This window comes from Streptomyces noursei ATCC 11455 (assembly GCF_001704275.1).
Classification (GTDB): Bacteria; Actinomycetota; Actinomycetes; order Streptomycetales; family Streptomycetaceae; genus Streptomyces; species Streptomyces noursei.
Window position 1 is genome coordinate 7,027,653 of record NZ_CP011533.1, and the last position, 17,134, is coordinate 7,044,786.

18 protein-coding genes are annotated in these 17,134 nt (G+C 72.7%); 13 read left to right on the forward strand and 5 right to left on the reverse strand.

Features of this window, described 5'->3' with window-relative positions:
* Positions 1-92 precede the first annotated feature (92 nt).
* From SNOUR_RS29805 to SNOUR_RS29845, 9 genes are all read left to right on the forward strand, one after another.
* Positions 93-890, forward strand: a complete 798-nt coding sequence (locus tag SNOUR_RS29805) for an acetoacetate decarboxylase family protein (RefSeq protein ID WP_067353067.1) — start codon at positions 93-95, stop codon at positions 888-890.
* Entirely contained in the window at positions 890-1,780 is an 891-nt protein-coding gene (locus SNOUR_RS29810; RefSeq protein WP_067353071.1) for an SDR family NAD(P)-dependent oxidoreductase, read from the forward strand. The genes SNOUR_RS29805 and SNOUR_RS29810 overlap by 1 nt, the downstream gene beginning before the upstream one ends.
* A 9-nt stretch (positions 1,781-1,789) precedes the next feature.
* A complete protein-coding gene (locus tag SNOUR_RS29815) occupies positions 1,790-3,142 on the forward strand; it encodes an amidohydrolase family protein (RefSeq protein WP_067353074.1) in 1,353 nt (450 codons plus the stop codon).
* Positions 3,135-4,397 (forward strand): amidohydrolase family protein, encoded by a 1,263-nt coding sequence (locus SNOUR_RS29820; protein WP_067353077.1) that lies wholly within the window; start codon positions 3,135-3,137, stop codon positions 4,395-4,397. The genes SNOUR_RS29815 and SNOUR_RS29820 overlap by 8 nt, the downstream gene beginning before the upstream one ends.
* A gap of 127 nt (positions 4,398-4,524) precedes the next feature.
* A complete protein-coding gene (locus SNOUR_RS29825; RefSeq protein WP_159425934.1) occupies positions 4,525-4,962 on the forward strand; it encodes a hypothetical protein in 438 nt (145 codons plus the stop codon).
* Positions 4,959-5,846: a hypothetical protein gene (locus SNOUR_RS44815; RefSeq protein ID WP_067353082.1), complete on the forward strand. Its 888-nt coding sequence runs from the start codon at positions 4,959-4,961 to the stop codon at positions 5,844-5,846. The genes SNOUR_RS29825 and SNOUR_RS44815 overlap by 4 nt, the downstream gene beginning before the upstream one ends.
* Before the next feature lie 117 nt (positions 5,847-5,963).
* Positions 5,964-6,917, forward strand: a complete 954-nt coding sequence (locus SNOUR_RS29835; RefSeq protein WP_067353085.1) for a sterol desaturase family protein — start codon at positions 5,964-5,966, stop codon at positions 6,915-6,917.
* Positions 6,914-7,660, forward strand: a complete 747-nt coding sequence (locus tag SNOUR_RS29840) for a lysoplasmalogenase (protein WP_067353088.1) — start codon at positions 6,914-6,916, stop codon at positions 7,658-7,660. The genes SNOUR_RS29835 and SNOUR_RS29840 overlap by 4 nt, the downstream gene beginning before the upstream one ends.
* A 33-nt stretch (positions 7,661-7,693) precedes the next feature.
* The gene (locus SNOUR_RS29845) at positions 7,694-8,098 is read left to right on the forward strand and encodes a helix-turn-helix domain-containing protein (protein WP_067353090.1); all 405 of its coding nucleotides are present in this window, start codon (positions 7,694-7,696) and stop codon (positions 8,096-8,098) included.
* On the opposite strand, the gene SNOUR_RS29850 is transcribed toward SNOUR_RS29845, so the two are convergent.
* Complete coding sequence (locus tag SNOUR_RS29850; RefSeq protein WP_067343972.1) at positions 8,086-9,276, reverse strand: IS110 family RNA-guided transposase; 1,191 nt, start codon at positions 9,274-9,276, stop codon at positions 8,086-8,088. The two genes, SNOUR_RS29845 and SNOUR_RS29850, sit on opposite strands and share 13 nt — an antisense overlap.
* Between SNOUR_RS29850 and SNOUR_RS43445 the strand changes: the two genes are divergently transcribed.
* Positions 9,229-10,707, forward strand: coding sequence for a TIGR03086 family metal-binding protein (locus SNOUR_RS43445; RefSeq protein ID WP_312634150.1), 1,479 nt, complete (start codon positions 9,229-9,231; stop codon positions 10,705-10,707). The two genes, SNOUR_RS29850 and SNOUR_RS43445, sit on opposite strands and share 48 nt — an antisense overlap.
* A gap of 70 nt (positions 10,708-10,777) precedes the next feature.
* Here the strand turns inward: SNOUR_RS43445 and SNOUR_RS29865 are convergent, their stop codons facing one another.
* Both SNOUR_RS29865 and SNOUR_RS29870 read right to left on the reverse strand, forming a co-directional pair.
* The gene (locus SNOUR_RS29865; protein WP_067353096.1) at positions 10,778-12,277 is read right to left on the reverse strand and encodes a S8 family serine peptidase; all 1,500 of its coding nucleotides are present in this window, start codon (positions 12,275-12,277) and stop codon (positions 10,778-10,780) included.
* Between the two features lie 248 nt (positions 12,278-12,525).
* Positions 12,526-12,735, reverse strand: a complete 210-nt coding sequence (locus tag SNOUR_RS29870) for a hypothetical protein (protein ID WP_067353099.1) — start codon at positions 12,733-12,735, stop codon at positions 12,526-12,528.
* Positions 12,736-12,920: 185 nt separating this feature from the next.
* Here SNOUR_RS29870 and SNOUR_RS29875 point away from each other — a divergent pair, with 185 nt between their 5' ends.
* From SNOUR_RS29875 to moaA, 3 genes are all read left to right on the forward strand, one after another.
* Complete coding sequence (locus SNOUR_RS29875) at positions 12,921-13,376, forward strand: DUF485 domain-containing protein (protein ID WP_067353101.1); 456 nt, start codon at positions 12,921-12,923, stop codon at positions 13,374-13,376.
* On the forward strand, positions 13,373-14,995 hold the full coding sequence (locus tag SNOUR_RS29880; protein ID WP_039637621.1) for a monocarboxylic acid transporter: 1,623 nt from the start codon (positions 13,373-13,375) through the stop codon (positions 14,993-14,995). Before SNOUR_RS29875 ends, SNOUR_RS29880 begins: the two co-directional genes overlap by 4 nt.
* A 179-nt stretch (positions 14,996-15,174) precedes the next feature.
* Positions 15,175-16,164, forward strand: a complete 990-nt coding sequence (gene moaA, locus SNOUR_RS29885) for a GTP 3',8-cyclase MoaA (protein WP_067353104.1) — start codon at positions 15,175-15,177, stop codon at positions 16,162-16,164.
* On the opposite strand, the gene SNOUR_RS29890 is transcribed toward moaA, so the two are convergent.
* Positions 16,147-16,386, reverse strand: coding sequence for a hypothetical protein (locus tag SNOUR_RS29890; RefSeq protein ID WP_067353107.1), 240 nt, complete (start codon positions 16,384-16,386; stop codon positions 16,147-16,149). The two genes, moaA and SNOUR_RS29890, sit on opposite strands and share 18 nt — an antisense overlap.
* Before the next feature lie 250 nt (positions 16,387-16,636).
* The gene (locus tag SNOUR_RS29895; protein WP_067353109.1) at positions 16,637-16,999 is read right to left on the reverse strand and encodes a DUF3099 domain-containing protein; all 363 of its coding nucleotides are present in this window, start codon (positions 16,997-16,999) and stop codon (positions 16,637-16,639) included.
* Positions 17,000-17,134: the final 135 nt, after the last annotated feature.

Sequence of the window (17,134 nt, forward strand, 5' to 3'; positions counted from 1 at the left end):
CGGCTCTTTACCCTTCATCGGAAGCGGTGTAACTGTGTTACAGACGCCTCGCACAACCCCCGCGCGTCACGGACGACGAAGGGTGGTACGCCATGGCACGCATGCGTTACGGAGCCCGCACCGAGGCGGAGATCGCCGCGACCCGCGCCGCCGGCGCCCGGCTCCCCGACATCTGGTCCACCGGTGTGGTGGCCCTGTGGGAGACCGACCCGGACGCGGTCGCGGCCGTCCTCCCGCCTCCGCTCACGCCCACCGGACGCCCGCTGGTCCGGGCCACCATCAGCACCGTCAACCTGCCCGGCTATCCGCTGGGCGCCGGCTCGGTCGCGGTCGCGGCCGCCCACGACGGCACCGAGGGCTGGTATCCGCTGGTCATGCCGATGACCCACGAGCGGGCGCTGACCGGCGGCCGGGAGGTCTTCGGCGAGCCCAAGAAGCTCGGCGAGGTCACCGTGGAGCGCGACGGTCTGACCATCCGCGCCGCCCTCGCCCGGCACGGCATCGCCTTCGTGGAGGTGCGCGGCGCGGTCGGCGGCCAGCTGCCGCCGCCGGCACCGGAGACCCGGACCGACTTCTACTTCAAGTTCCTGCCCGCCGTGGACGGTTCGGGCTTCGACGGCGACCCGCTCCTGGTGCACTGCCGGCGCACCGAGAAGGTCCGCACGCTGGAGCGGATCACCGGCGACGTGGTGCTGCGGGAGTCGATGTACGACCCCGTCGCCGACCTCCCGGTGCAGGCCCTGGTCGGGATCACCCTGGGCGAGAAGACCTCCGACCAGAGCGGCGAGGTCGTCCGGCGGGTCCCCGCCGAATCCCTGCTGCCCTACGTCCACCAGCGCTACGACGACCCGCGGCAGGTCCTGGACGCCCCGCCGGAAGGGAGCGTCTGATGGAGCTGCGGGCCGGGCAGGTCGCGGTGGTCACCGGCGCGGCGAGCGGCATCGGCCGGGCGATGGCCCGCCGCTTCGCCGCCGAGGGCCTGAAGGTCGTCCTCGCCGACGTCGAGGAGGGTCCGCTGCGCGCCGCCGCCGGCGAACTCGCCGCGGACGGCGTCGAGTTGCTGGCGCGCACCGTGGACGTCGGCGTACGGGAGGAGGTCGAGGCGCTGGCCGGCGCCGCGTACGAGACCTTCGGCGCCGTCCACGTGCTCTGCAACAACGCCGGGGTGGGCTCCGGCGCCGAGGGGCGGATGTGGGAGCACGACCCCAGCGACTGGCGGTGGGCGTTCGAGGTCAACGTCTGGGGCGTCTTCCACGGCGTCCAGTGCTTCCTGCCCCGGATGCTGGCCTCCGGGGAGCCGGGGCACGTCGTCAACACCTCCTCCACGGACGGCGGGATCGCGCCGCTGCCCACCGCCTCCGTCTACGCCGTCACCAAGGCCGCCGTGGTGACCCTGACCGAGTCCCTGTACGCGCACCTGGCGGCCGAGGGCGCCCCCGTCGGGGCGTCGGTGCTCTTCCCCGGCCCGCACATGCTGCGCACCGGCCTGTGGGAGTCGCACCGCAACCGGCCCGCACGGCACGCCAAGTCCCGCCCCCGCAGGACGCCCTACCGCACCCTCGTGGCGTGGGAGGCGGCCATGAAGGAGGCCGGGCAGGAGGTGGCGTTCACGCCCGTCGAGGACGTCGCCGAGCAGGTCGTGGCCGGCATCCGGGCCGGCCGCTTCTGGCTGCTGCCGCCCAGCGCGCACACCGACGCACAGATCCGGGCGCGGGCGCGGTCCCAGCTGGACCGCACCGCCCCCACGTACCTGGAGCACTTCATCCTCGACGACGAGTGAGGGACCGCCATGAGCGACCCGTACCAGGACCCCGCCGCACCGCGCCCCGCCCCACCGGGCGGCGGCCCCGCGGACCCCGGGTCCCAGGACCCCTACCTGATCATCTCCTCGGACTGCCACGCCGGACTGCCCACCGAGGAGTACCGCCCCTATCTGGAGCGTCGCTTCCACCGGGCCTTCGACGACTTCCTGGCCGGCCGGGACGCCCGGCGCGCGGCCATGACCCGGCTCGGCGTCCGCAACGAGACCTTCGCCACCCGGTGGTTCGTGGACCACGAGGAGGGGCTGCGCGGCGGCTGGGACCCGGTGCGGCGGGCCAAGGAGCTCGACGGCGACGGGGTGGCCGCCGAGGTCGTCTTCCCCGACGCGGACGCCGTGGACAGCTCGACCGCCGCGCCCTTCGGCGTCGGCCTCGGCCTGTCCGGCGACCAGGACCCGGAACTGGGCATGGCCGGCGCCCGGGCCCACAACCGCTGGCTCGCGGAGTTCTGCGCCACCGACCCCGAACGGCACTGCGGCGTCGCGCTGTTGCCCGTCACCGGCGAGGTCGACACCGTCGTCGCCGAGCTGCACCGGGCCCGCGACGACGGCCTGGGCGCCCTGATGGTCCCCGCCATGTGGGGCGCCGGCGCCCCCTACCACGACCGGCGCTACGACCCGGTGTGGGCCGCCGCGGCCGAGGCCGGGATGCCGGTGGTCACCCACTCCGGCGCCGCCCCGCGCGAGGAGTACGGCGACCACCTCGGCATCTTCGTCAGCGAGGTGACCTGGTGGCCGGCCCGCCCGCTGTGGTTCCTGCTCTGGTCCGGGGTCTTCGAACGCCACCCCGGCCTGCGCTTCGGCATCGCCGAGTCCGGCTGCTGGTGGCTGCCGAACCTGCTGTGGTTCATGGACCGGCTCTACCTTGGCGCGCACGGCGGCAAGAAGCTCTCCCCGTTCGCCGGGCTGAAGCGCCCGCCGCACGAGTACCTCGACCGCAACGTCTTCGTCTGCGCCACCAACACCAAGCGCCGCGAACTGGCCCAGCGCTACGAGATCGGCGTCGGCAACATCCTCTGGGGCAGCGACTTCCCGCACCCGGAGGGCACCTGGCCGCGCACCCGGGAGTGGCTGGCGAACACCTTCCACGACATCCCGGTCGACGAGACCCGCCGCATCCTCGGCACGTCCGCCGCCGAGGTCTTCGGCTTCGACCCGGCCCGGCTCGCCCCGCACGCCCGCCGCATCGGCCCCACCCCGGCGGAGCTGGGCCAGCCCGCCGACCAGGAACCGGTCGCGGCGTCCTGGCGGCGCGCCCGCGAGACCGGCCGCCACTGGCTCACCGGACAGGACTTCCCGTACGTGGGGGTGACCCATGCCTGAGAACACCGCCGTGCCCGGCGCGCCCACCGACGCGCCCCGCTACACCGTCGTCTCCGCCGACTGCCACGCCGGCGCCGACCTCCTCGACTACCGCTCCTACCTCCCCTCCGGCCACCACGAGGCGTTCGACGCCTGGGCCGCCGGCTACGTCAACCCGCACGAGGACCTGCTCGCCGACACCGCCGACCGCAACTGGAACTCCGACCGGCGACTGGCCGAGCAGGAGGCCGACGGCATCGTCGCCGAGGTCGTCTTCCCCAACACCATCCCGCCGTTCTTCCCCAGCGCGTCCCTGATGGCGCCGCCGCCCACCCTCGCCGACTTCGCGCTGCGCTGGGCCGGCCTGCGCGCCCACAACCGGTGGCTGGCGGACTTCTGCGCCCAGGCCCCCGGCCGCCGCGCGGGCGTCGCCCAGATCCTCCTCAACGACGTCGACGAGGCGGTCCGCGAGGTCCGCCGCACCAAGGAAGCCGGCCTCACCGGCGGCATCATGCTCCCCGGCACCCCGCCCGGCTCCGGGCTGCCCGAACTCCACTCGCCGTACTACGACCCGCTGTGGGCGGTCTGCGCCGAACTCGGCGTGCCCGTCAACCACCACGGCGGTTCGGCCTCCCCGCCGCTCGGCGACGAACCGGCCGCCCGCGCGGTGTTCATGGTGGAGACCACGTGGTTCTCCCACCGGGCGCTGTGGCACCTCGTCTTCGGCGGCGTCTTCACCCGCCACCCGGGGCTGACCCTGGTACTGACCGAGCAGGGCTCCGGCTGGATCCCCGGCGTCCTCGACATGCTGGACTACTACCACGGCCGCCTGGTCGCCTCCGCCTCCCGCGCCACCACCGCGGAGTCCCGCTTCGGCGCCGGGCTGGCCGCCTCCCTGGACCGCACCCCCACCGAGATCTGGCACGCCAACTGCTATGTCGGCGCCAGCTTCATGCGCCCGCACGAGGTCCCGCTGCGCGACCGGATCGGCCTCGACAAGATCATGTGGGGCAGCGACTACCCTCACGACGAGGGCACCCACCCGTACTCCCGGCACGCCCTGCGCGCCGCCTACGCCGGCCTTCCACCGGCCGAGATCGCCGCCATGACCGGCGGCAACGCCGCCCGCGTCTACGGCTTCGACCTCACCGCCCTCGACGCCGTCGCGGCCCGGGTGGGCCCCACGGTCACCGAGATCGCCGAACCACTGGAAACGGTCCCGCCGGACGCGACGAGCCCGGCGTTCGCGCGGGGCGGTGCGGCGCGGGTGTGGTGACGGGCCGCCGCTGCCCGCGATCACCACACTGATGTGGCGCGACAAGGCTGAAGGGGGTAATTTTCTCTTCCCGCATCGCCTGTTGCCGGGAAGATGACCCAACTCGACTGAATTCAGGGGGCGTTCGGTGATCCCAGAAGCGCTTGGCCAGCTCGCGGCGGCCGGCGGCACGGCACTGATCGGAGCGATGGCGACGGACGCGTGGCACTCGGTACGGACGGGCTTCGCCGAACTGCTCGGGCGCGGGGATCAGGGCCGTACGCAGGAGGCGGACCGCCGGCTGGAGAACGCGGCGGCCGCCCTCGCCCGCGCCGACGACGCGGAACGCGCGACCGTCGGCCGGTGGGAGGCCGAGCAGTGGGCGGGCGAACTGCACGCGCTGCTGGCCGAACGGCCGGACGCCGCGGAACGGCTGCGTGAACTGGTGGCCCTGGTACCCGCCGACGGCGGCCCGGCGGCCCGGCAGACCTTCGTACAGCACAACACCGCCCAGGCGGGCGGCACCCAGAACATCCTCCAGAGCGGCACCATCAACGTCCACCCCGGCCCCCAGAACGCCGGATGACGACCCCGGGGGCCCAGCACAACCGGGCCCAGGACGACGGCCGGCAGAACATCACCGGCAGCGGAGACGTCAACGACCGCTCCGACAACCGGCAGTACACCTTCGTCACCCTCCCCGCGGAGCCGCCGCGACCGCCCCGCCCCCGACTGCTCCGGCCGGTGCCGCTGGTCGCGGGCGGGGTGCTGCTGGCCGCGGTGGCGTTCGCCCTGGGTGGCCAGAAGTGGTTCGGCGGGCCGGCCGGTGTGGCGGACACCGCGCAGTCGGACCCCATGGCAACGGCGCGGGGCGGCTCGGCCACGCCGCGGTCGAGCCGGCCGGCGGGCCCGTCCGGCACGGCGACGCCGACGGAACGGCCCTCGACGGCCGAGCCGTCCGGGCAGTCCGCCTCCGCGGAGCGGAAACGGCCCGCCCCGCCGTCGACGTCTGACTCCCCGCCACTTCAGGCGTCACCCATCAGCACGTATCCGCACACGGATGTCTACTGCGGGGACTGGCGTGGCTCGGGGGCCGGCGGTCTGGACATCAGCCCGTGTGTACAGGCCGTGGACCACAGGGGCACCGCACAGTTCGGGGTCAGGGTCCGCAATACGCGGTCGGTACAGGCCGTGGTGTCCGTGGACGTCGCCTGGCTCCGGAAGGGGATGCTCAGGGAATGCGAGACGGGAAGCGCGCTGCGGCAACGCATCGTGATCAACCCGGACACGATCTGGTACAGCCCCCTGTCATGTTCGGCCGACGCCGTGGAGGGCTACGCGGTCCAGGCGGCCGCGTGGGCGGTCGCCGAGCCCGAAGCCGATGTCACCCTCCGGACGCGCGGAGACCGCCAGCTCTCGCCCACAGCCCAGATCAAGGCCGACGGCGCCGTGTCAAGGCAGCAGTCCTGAGGGCCGCACAGCGGGCTACCGCCGGTACGCCCCGGCCCGAAGCTGACACCACGTCTTACATACTTCTGAGTAACAACCTCTAGCGGTACGCCCGTCGGCGCACTTATGGTGCGGGGCATGCCGCACCTGCCCGATGTCGTGTTGTGGTCCGTACCCGCCTTCGTCCTGCTCACCGTCGTCGAGATGGTGAGCTACCGCCTGCACCCCGACGAGGACGCCCAGGGCTACGAGACCAAGGACGCGGCGACCAGCATCACCATGGGGCTGGGCAGCCTGGTCTTCGACGCGCTGTGGAAGATACCGATCGTGGCGATCTACGCCGCGGTCTACGAGCTGACCCCGCTGCGCGTCCCCGTCCTGTGGTGGACGGTGCTCCTGATGCTGCTCGCCCAGGACTTCTTCTACTACTGGTCGCACCGCGGCCACCACGTCGTCCGCGTCCTGTGGGCCTGCCACGTGGTCCACCACTCCAGCGAGAAGTTCAACTTCACCACCGCGCTGCGGCAGCCTTGGACGACGTGGACGGTCTGGCCGTTCTACGTGCCGATGGTCGCGCTGGGCGTGCACCCGGCGGCGATCGCCTTCACCTCCGGCGCCAACCTCGTCTACCAGTTCTGGGTGCACACCGAGCGGATCGGCAAACTGCCCCGCCCCGTCGAGTTCGTGTTCAACACGCCCTCGCACCACCGTGTCCACCACGCCTCCCAAGGCGGCTACCTGGACCGCAACTTCGGCGGCATCCTGATCGTCTGGGACCGGATGTTCGGCTCGTTCGTCCCCGAGACCGACCGGCCCGTCTACGGCCTCACCAAGAACATCAAGACCCACAACCCGCTGCGGGTCGCCACCCACGAGTACGCCGCCATCGCCCGCGACATCCGGGCCGCGGAGAGCTGGGGCGAGCGCGCCGGGCGGGTGTTCCGCGGGCCCGGCTGGCAGCCGGCCCGGGTCCGGGCCGCCGAGGCCGCGGCCGTCGCCGCCGCGGCGGAGCGGGCCGGCGCGCCCACCGGCAGCCGCCCGGCCGCGGACCGGAGCGCCGCCGAGCCGGCCGTGGGGGAGACCGCCGCGTGAGCCCGCTCGCGCCCCGCCCGCGCGCCGCACGGGCCCTGCTCGTCGCCTTCGCCGTCCTGGCCGTCGGCCACCTCGCCGCCCTCGTGGCGCACGCCGCCGCCGCGCCCGGCGACGGCCTCGCGACCCTGGCGGACACCGCCGTCCACGTCACCAAGCCGGCCCTGATGCCGCTGCTGGCCGCCCACGTCCTGCTCCGCGGCGGGCCACCGCTGCTGGCCGGGGCGCTGCTGTTCGGCTGCGGCGGCGACACCTTCCTCCAGATCGGCGGCGAGACCGCGTTCCGCGTCGGGATGGGGTCGTTCGCCGCCGGACACCTCTGCTACCTGCTGCTCTTCGCCCGGCACGGCGGCCCGATCAGCGGTCGCAGGGCGCGCACCGCGCTGGCCGCCGGGCTGTACGCGGCGGCCCTGGTCGCCACCGTGCTGCTGCTCTGGCCCGACCTGCCGGCCGCCCTGCGGATCCCCGTGGCCGGCTACAGCCTGCTGCTCACCGCGATGGCGTTCGGCGCGCTCCGGGGCGGTCCCCTGGTCGCCGTCGGCGGGCTGCTCTTCCTGCTCTCCGACTCCCTGATCGCCGGCGGCATCGCCCGCTGGCCCCAGCTGCCCGCCCCCCAGTTCTGGATCATGCTCACCTACACGTCGGCCCAATACGCCCTCGCCATCGGGGTGTTGGCGGCCGCGGCGGGTCCGGACGCACCGGAGTCAGCGGAGCCCCGCCCGACGGTCGCGTACCGTGCCCCTTGAGTCTCCCCCCGTGGGAGACCCGAAGGTGGGGGCATGTACGAGGACGGCACGGGACTGCTCTCGATCGGCGCGCTGTCGCGCCTGACCGGAATCTCCGTCAAGACGATAAGGAACTGGTCGGATCAGGACCTGCTGCCGCCCGCCGCCCGCACCCCCGCGGGCTACCGCCGCTACGGACCGGACGCCCCGGCCCGCCTGGAGATCGTGCGCAGCCTGCGCGACCTGGGCGTCGGGACGGCGGCGATCCGCGCCGTCCTGCACCGCGAACGCACCCTCGCCGACACGGCGGCGCGTTCCGCGGACGCCCTGGACGCGCAGATCGCCGCGCTGCGCGCGCAGCGCGCCGTCCTCCGGGCGGTGGCCGCGGGGGGCACCGCAGCAGAGGAACTGCCGCAGATGACCCGACTCGCTTCCCAATCTGGAAGTCAAGCCGCATGAGTGACTGGAGGTATCACTTGGTAACACCGACGGTCACGGATCAGAGCCCAGAAGACGTTGACTCGTCGGCGGGCAAGCGCGAGGACGGCTTGGATGTGGCGCTTCCCCTCAGCGCGTTTGCGGTCGTAAAAGCGGCGCGAGTTCGGGTCGCTGCGGATGCTGATCAGCGCGGAGGTGTAGAAGACCCGCTGGAGGCCGCGGTGGTACTGCTGCGGTCGGTGCAGGTTGCCGTGGGACTTCCCGGAGTCGTGCGGGGCGGGAGCCAGGCCGGCGAAGGCGGCCAGCCGGTCCGGGGTGGCGAAGGATGCCATGTCGCTGCCCACGGCGGCCAGGAATTCTGCGCCCAGCAGGGAGCCAATTCCCGGCATGCTGGTGATCACTTCGGCGAGTTCGTGGCGGCGAAACCGGCCCTCGATGAGCTTGTCGACGTCCGCGATCTTCTCGTTGAGGGCCATCACCTCCTCGACCAGCGCACCCACCAGCGAGGCGATGGCCGCTTCGCCGGGGACGGCGGTGTGCTGCCGCTCGGCGGCTCTGACCGCAGCGGTGGCCAGGGACTCCGCATTGCGAACGTTGCGGACGCTCAGCCACTTGGTGAGACGGGTCAGGCCCACGCGACGGATTGCCAGCGGGGTCTGATAGCCCGTCAGCAGCACCAGCGGCCCCTTGGTGGTCAGATCCAGCGCGCGTTCCAGTGCGGGAAACATGCTGGTCAGCGTGGCACGCAAGCGGTTGATCGACCGGTTACGGTCGCATGCGAGGTCGGTGCGGCGCGCGGTGAACAGCTTCAGCTCCGCGGTGATCTCGTCGCTGGGACGTATGGGCTTCAGGTCACGGCGGACGCGGGCCTGGTCGGCGATGACGAGCGCGTCGCGGGCGTCGGTCTTGCCTTCGCCTCGGTAGCCGTCGGCGGCCCGGTTGACCGCGCGGCCGGGGATGTAGAGCAGTTCCTGATCGTGGTTGACCAGCAGTGCAATCAGCAGTGCGGCACCGCCGTCGGCCATGTCCACCGCCCACGTTGCGTCGTCCGCGAGTCCGAGGACGTCTGCAAGGAGCTGGAGGAGCTCCGGCTCGTCGTTGGCCACCCGGCGCGACAGCAGCTTGGCGCCGTCGGCGTCCAGGACGACGCAATGGTGGTGGGTCTTGCCGCTGTCGATCCCGGCCCATACCCGGCTCATCATGCTCCAGACGGTCGTCGTTGCAGTGCGTACCACAGACGACCTCGCCGGCATTGCCTTACACAGCGACTCGTTCGCACTTCCCAATCAGCGGCCTGGTCGTCGTGGGGTGCCGGGCGGCGAAGCGAGTTCAGCCACGGACGGCAGCCGCCTGATAGCCACACCCAGCACCCCTGGGCGACCCAACCCTACGAATGGCTCGATCAACCCGCCCAACAACGTAAGGCCCGCCTGACCGCCGAGGAACGCCGCCGCATCGTCGCCGACGTCATCGACGACGCGCTGGACGGCGTACCCGCCCCCGCCTACCGCAGCGGCCTGCTGGCCGCCACCCCCGATCTGCCCGACGACCCCACCCCCGACCAGCTCCACGCCTGGAACGAACTGGCCTCCCTGGTCCGCGATCCGGAGTTCCGCGCCGCCCTGCGCCGCCTGGCCGTCTACAGCGCCCGAACGGCGCCCGGCACCCCCACGCCCGACGGCCGCTCGGCGGCCGACACCAGGGCCGCCGAGCGGGTCGCCGCCCTGATGCACGCCCGCGCCGAGGCCGCCGTCGCCGACGGCATCGCGCCGGACTCGCCGGCCGCCGAGCCGATCGTCGCGGAGCTGGTCGCCGCCTGGCTCCCCACCCAGAAAGCCCCGCCCGTCGAGGACCCCCCGCCCGCCGAGGACGGCCCGGCCGCCCGGACCCGTCTGCTGGAGCAGTTGGAGACCGTCGCCGAACCCCTCGTCGCGCGCTACTGGCGACTACTGTGCACCGCCACCGGCCGCCCCGCGCCGCCCCGTTGGGAGACCGCCGGCGCCTGGACCGCCGCCGCGCTGCGCGCCCACCGCACCCCCGTCCTGGTGGACCGCGCCGCGTTCGGCACCCCCGACCCGGAGCGGGTGCTGTACGCCTACCAACGGGTCGTCCACGCGGTCGGCGCGCTGGTCGCGCAGGTGCGGCCGGCGGACCTCGCGCGGCCCACGCCGTGCGCCGACTGGACCGTCCGGGAACTGCTCGACCACATGGTGTGGGAGAGCCTGATGGTCACCTCCATCGCCGAGGGGATGCCACGCACCGACCACACCGCCGACCATCTCGGCGACGACCCCCGTGCCGCCTTCGAGGAGTCTGCCCGGGCCGCGCTCGCCGCCTTCCGGAGCAGCGGGATGACGGAGCGGACCTTCGGCCCCTACGAGGCGCCCGGCGCGCTCCTCGTCCAGCAGGTGGTCGTCGAACTCCTCGCGCACGGCTGGGACTTGGCACGGGCGCTCGGCGCGCCGACCGCACTGGCACCGGAGGTCGCCGAGGAGACCCTGGCGGCGGCGCGCCGGATCTACGGGGCCGCGCCCCGCACCGAGGGCGGCTCGTTCGCCCCGGAGCGGCCCGCGCCGCCCGGCGCCGCCGCGGCGGACCGGCTCGCCGCCTTCCTGGGGCGCGAGGCGTGACGGGCCGGGCGGTCGACCGCCCGGCCCGCCGTGCCGCCCGGGCCGCCGCATCGGCGGTCCGGGCCGGCGGCTACTCCACGGCCTTCAGCGCGTTGACGATCCCGTAGCCGAAGTGGCTGTTGACCTGCTGGGTGCCGGTGCAGGTGGCGTCACCCGCCGGGCAGCCGGGGTTGTCGGCCTGCTCCTTGAGCAGCCACTGGATCTCCTGCGCGCTCGCCTTCGGGTGGGTGCTCTTCAGGAGCGCCGCCACGCCCGCGACATGCGGTGAGGCCATGGACGTACCGGCGTAGAAGGCCCAGTCACCACCGGGGATGGTGGAGAGGACGTTGCCGTTCTTGGCGGGCGGTTCGGGCACCTGCTTGGTGTCGCCGCCCGGCGCCGCGACGTCGATCTGGCCGAGGCCGTAGTTGGAGTAGCCGGACTTCAGGCCGTGCGAACCGGTCGCCGCGACCGTCACCGTCCCCGGCAGCTGGGTCGGCACGTCCCAGCAGGTCTTGGGGCTGAGGGCGCGGCTGACCGGGGTGGAGTCGTTGGGACTGCTGGCGTCGGTGAGCTTGTCGGCCCCGAGGTCGGAGTTGGCGTTGCCCGCCGCGGCGACGTTCACCACTCCCTTGTCCTGCGCGTACTTCGCCGCCCGGCCGACCGCGTCGATGATGGCCGCCTGGTCGGCGTCGTCCTTGCAGTTGAACATCCACGGGTCGACGTAATAGCTGTTGTTGGTGACCTGGACGCCGTGGTCGGCGGCGAAGACGAAGGCGCAGACCACGCTCTCCGCATAGAAGAAGCTGGTCCTGGGCTCGCTCACCTTGATGGCGGAGACCTTCACGCCCGGCGCGACACCGGTCACCCCGATGCCGTTGCGGGCCGCGGCGATGGTGCCCGCCACATGCGTGCCGTGCGCGTCGCCGACCGGGTCGTAGGGTCGCCAGGCCCCGGGGGAGGTGTCGGGCACCCCGCCCACGCAGTTGGCGGACTGCCGGGCCGAGAAGTTCGGCTTGAGGTCCGGGTGGGTGTCGTCCACGCCGGTGTCGATGACCGCCACGGTCACCTTGGGGCTGCCGGGGTTCACCTTGGCCGCCCGGTCGGCCTTGATGGCGCGGATGTCCCACTGGAGCGGCTCCAGCGGCTCCTCGCCCTTGGCCCTGGCGGTCCGCTCGGCCGCGGCGAGTTGGGCCGCGGTCAGCCGCTGCGGCTTGCCGAAGTCGGTGGTGCCGGACTGCTTGAGCGGCGCGGTGCGGGTCGCGCCCGCCGACTGCACGCCCGCCACCGTCCGGACGGTGGCGGCGAACCGCGGGTTGGCCGAGTGGGCGACGATCACGCCTATCCGCTCGTGGGCGGTGATCACCTTGCCGCCGGCCCGGACTATCGCCTGCTCGACCTTGTCGACCGTGGCGTGGCCGGGGGCGGTGTTCACGACGTACGACAGCAGCGGGCCACTGTCCTGGGGTGCGGCGCCGGCCGCGTCGGGCAGGGCGCCGAGGAACCCGGTCGTCGCGGTCAGCGCCAGCCCGAGCGGTACGGCCAGGGCCCGCAGGCGTCTGTTCCGGGGATGTGCAAGGGGACGTGCCATGGGGTACTCCACCTCATCCGTCGGACCGCCCGGGCGCGGGACGCGCACGGGCGGTTACACGACAGGTGAAGCTATCGGCGATCACCGGCGCACAACAATGGAACGCGGAGAAAACCGCTCAGGAGCAGCATATTGACGGGCAGTCAGGCGACCGCCGGACGGCCGGTCGGCGCGCGCGAGGGTGCGCGGAGACGCACGGGCGGCGCGGCGGCGCGACGCGGCGCGCGCCCCGGGCGTCGCCCCCGGCCTCAGTCCCGGCGGCCCGCCCCGCCGCGCCGCCGCAGGGTGCCCATGCTCAGCGGCGGCAGCGGGACCCGCGGGCCGTACCAGCGCCGGGCGCCCGCCCCGGGGTGCGGTCGCGCCGGAGCGACGGCGATCGGCGCGGACAGCCGGACGCTGCCGTACGGGCGCCGGCGGGGGGCGTGCGGAGCCGGGTCCGGTGAGGGCGGCGGAGTCATGACCGGTCAACGAAGCGTCGCCCGAGCGGTGGCGGCCGGTGCACCCATTCCCCCGATTTCTTCGGGAATTCAACCATCCATCGTCTGTCGCATCGCGCCCGGCCGCCCTACGATGCGTGATCCACGTCACTTATCCGGGCCTTATCGTCGGCCTCGTACCAGCTCATCGAGCGTCAGGAGACTTCGTGATCACCGCACCCAACGCCGACCCGGGGCAGCACGACCCGCCCGACTACCCACAGGTGCAGTCGAGTCCGGAGTTCGCCGAACTCCGGCGCGCACACCGCTCGTTCGCCTTCCCGCTCACCCTCGCCTTCGTCCTCTGGTACCTCGGCTATGTGCTGCTGTCGAGCTACGCCGGCGACTTCATGGCCACCAGGGTCGCGGGCCACCTCAACGTCGCCCTCGTGCTCGGCATCGCCCAGTTCGTCACCACGTTCCTGATCGCCTGGTGGTACTCCCGGCACGCCGCCGCCCGGCTCGACCCCCGCGCCGAGGCCATCAAGGCCCGCCTGGAGGGCACAGCCCCCGCCCCGCAGGCCGCTGCCCCGCGGACCGCCGCCCGGCAGGCCGGCGCGGCACAGGCCGACGCCCCGGGGGACGGCCCCGAGCAGACCGACGTACAGGAGGCCGGCGCATGAACCTCACCCCGCACCTCGCCGCCGGTGCCGCCGGCGAGCACCGCACCCTGATCGTCACCCTCTTCGCCGTCTTCGTCGCCGCCACCCTCGGCCTCACCGTCTGGGCCGGCCGGCAGACCAAGGGCACGGACGACTTCTACGCCGGCGGACGGCAGTTCAGCGGATTCCAGAACGGCCTGGCCATCTCCGGCGACTACATGTCCGCCGCGTCCTTCCTCGGCATCGCCGGCGCCATCGCCCTCTTCGGCTACGACGGCTTCCTCTACTCCATCGGCTTCCTCGTCGCCTGGCTCGTCGCGCTCCTCCTCGTCGCCGAACCGCTGCGCAACTCCGGCCGCTTCACCATGGGCGACGTGCTCGCCTACCGGATGCGCCAACGCCCCGTCCGGACCGCCGCCGGCACCTCCACCATCGTCGTCTCGATCTTCTACCTGCTCGCGCAGATGGCCGGCGCCGGCGCCCTGGTGACCCTGCTCCTGGGCATCACCAGCGAGACCGGCAAGATCCTCGTCGTCGTCCTCGTCGGCATCGTGATGATCCTCTACGTCACCATCGGCGGCATGAAGGGCACCACCTGGGTCCAGATGATCAAGGCAGTCCTGCTGATCGCCGGCACCTTGCTGATCACCTTCCTGGTGGCATGGAAGTTCCACTTCAACCCCTCCGCGCTGCTCGGCGCCGCGGCCGAGAACAGCGGCAAGGGCTCCGCCTTCCTGGAGCCTGGCCTCAAGTACGGCGCCACCGCCACCTCGAAGATCGACTTCATCTCGCTGGGCCTCGCCCTCGTCCTGGGCACCGCGGGCCTGCCGCACATCCTCATCCGCTTCTACACGGTCCCCACCGCCAAGGCCGCCCGGAAGTCGGTGAACTGGGCGATCGGCATCATCGGTGTCTTCTACCTGATGACCCTGGCCCTCGGCTTCGGCGCCGCGGCCCTCCTCAAGCCCGGCGTCATCACCCACGACAACAAGGCCGGCAACACCGCGGCCCCGCTCCTGGCCCAGGAGATCGGCGGCGGCGCGGGCTCCACCGGCGGCGCCGTCCTGCTCGCCGTCATCTCCGCCGTCGCCTTCGCCACCATCCTCGCCGTGGTCGCCGGCCTCACCCTCGCCTCGTCCTCCTCCTTCGCCCACGACATCTACGTCAACGTCCTCCGCAAGGGGCAGGCCACCGAGAAGGAAGAGGTCGGCGCGGCCCGCTGGGCGACCGTCGGCATCGGCGCGGTCGCCATCGTCCTCGGCGTCTTCGCCCGCAGCCTGAACGTCGCCGGCCTGGTGGCGCTCGCCTTCGCGGTCGCCGCCTCCGCCAACCTCCCGACCCTCCTCTACAGCCTCTTCTGGAAGCGCTTCACCACCCAGGGCGCCCTCTGGTCCATCTACGGCGGCCTGTTCGCCTCCGTCCTCCTCGTCCTCTTCTCGCCCGTCGTCTCCGGCAAGGAGACCTCGATGTTCCCCGGCGCCCACTTCGCGGTGTTCCCCCTGGAGAACCCCGGCCTGATCTCCATCCCCCTGGGCTTCCTCCTCGGCTGGCTCGGCTCCCTGCTCTCCAAGGAACAACCGGACGCCGCCAAGTACGCCGAACTCGAAGTCCGCTCCCTGACCGGCACCGGCGCCCACTGACCCCTCCCCACGGGCACTGAGCCGTCCCTACAGCCGACGGGCGGGGTGACCTCGTAGAGATCTACGAGGTCACCCCGCCCACCTCGTGCTTCTCACGCCTCCTCACGGTCGGACCCATCGCGTAGTCTCGGAGGCGTACTGATCGACAGACCGATCCACACTCTCGGGGAGGGGGCCCAGTGCTCATCGACACCTACGGCCGCGTCGCCACCGACCTGCGGGTCTCGCTCACCGATCGGTGCAATCTGCGGTGCACCTACTGCATGCCCGAAGAGGGCCTGCAGTGGCTCGCCAAGCCCGACCTGCTGACCGACGACGAGATAGTCCGCCTGATCACCGTCGCCGTCCGCGACCTCGGCGTCGAGGAGGTCCGCTTCACCGGCGGCGAGCCGCTGCTCCGCCCCGGCCTGGTCGGCATCGTCGAGCGGGTCGCCGCCCTCGCCCCCCGCCCCCAGATGTCGCTGACCACCAACGGCATCGGCCTGGAACGCACCGCCGCCGCCCTGCGCGCCGCCGGCCTGGACCGCGTCAACGTCTCCCTCGACACCCTCCGGCCCGACGTCTTCACCGCCCTGACCCGCCGCAAGCGGCACGCCGACGTCCTCCGCGGCCTCGAAGCCGCCCGCGCCGCCGGCCTCACCCCGGTCAAGGTCAACACCGTCCTGATGCCCGGCCTCAACGACGACGAGGCCCCCGACCTCCTGGCCTGGGCCGTCGCCCACGACTACGAGCTGCGGTTCATCGAGCAGATGCCGCTCGACGCCCAACACGGCTGGCAGCGCGACGGAATGATCACCGCCGGCGACATCCTGGACTCGCTGCGCACCCGCTTCACCCTCACCCCCGAGGGCCAGGACGAGCGCGGCTCCGCCCCCGCCGAGCGCTGGGTCGTCGACGGCGGTCCGCACCGCGTCGGCGTGATCGGGTCGGTGACCCGCCCCTTCTGTCGCGCCTGCGACCGCACCCGGCTCACCGCCGACGGTCAGATCCGCACCTGCCTCTTCGCCACCGAGGAGACGGACCTGCGCGCCGCACTGCGCTCCGGTGCCCCCGACGCCGAGATAGCCCGCATCTGGAAGCTGGCCATGTGGGGCAAAAAGGCGGGATCCGGTCTCGACGACCCCGCCTTCCTCCAGCCGGAGCGCCCGATGTCAGCCATCGGCGGCTGACCGCCGCTCCCACTCCTCCAACGTCACCACGTCCTTGAGGAACCCGCGCACGGCGAGGAACTGCGACAGATGCTCCCGGTGCTCGTCGCACGCCAGCCAGGTCTTGCGCCGGTCCGGAGTGTGCAACTTGGGGTTGTTCCAGGCCACCACCCACACCGCGGCGGCGTGGCAGCCCTTGGCGGAGCAGATGGTGAGAGTCTCGGGATCGTTCGGGGAGTTCACTCCTCAACCCTACGTCCCGCCCCGTGAGCGCCCCGTCGCCCTCTTCCGTACGACATCGCCAACTCCCGCTGCGGACATGACGACGCCGGGCAGCCACGGGGGGAGCCGCCCGGCGTCGGTCCGTCGCTCCGACGGGGGATGCGGAGCGCGTACGCAGTATGTCATGGGGAATGGTGCGCGGTGCAGCCGAACCGCATGATTGATCTGAGCTTTTCTTGAGCTTTGCTGTGCCCGCCGCGCCCCGCGGCACTCAGCCCCGTTCGTCCCGCGACTGCGAACGCCCCTCCGCGGGCCGTTCCGCAACGGATTCCGCGCGGCCCTCGGTCAGCGCCGGACGCGTGGGCGTGACCAGCGTCGACGGCAGCGAAGGGACGTTCTCCCGACCGGCGTTGGCGATCACCACCGCGATGTACGGGAGTCCCATGCCGATCACGAGCGTTGCAATGGCAATCGGCCGCTCGACGTTCCAGAGCACCGCGGTGAGCACCACGGCCAGGGTCCGCACCGCCATCGAGATCACATAGCGCCGCTGGCGACCCCGCACGTCCTCGGTCAGCCCCTGACGGGCCCCCGTGATCCGGAAGGTTTCGACGCCGCCGCTCTGCTTCCGCATCACGTTCCACCACCTGCTCGGTCCCGCCGGATTCTCCCCGCATTCCGGTCAGATCCCACGGTACGCCGCCCTTTCCCACGCGACGAGACCGGGTCGTGCCGTCGGCGTACGCGGCGGTACCCCGAACGACGTAGG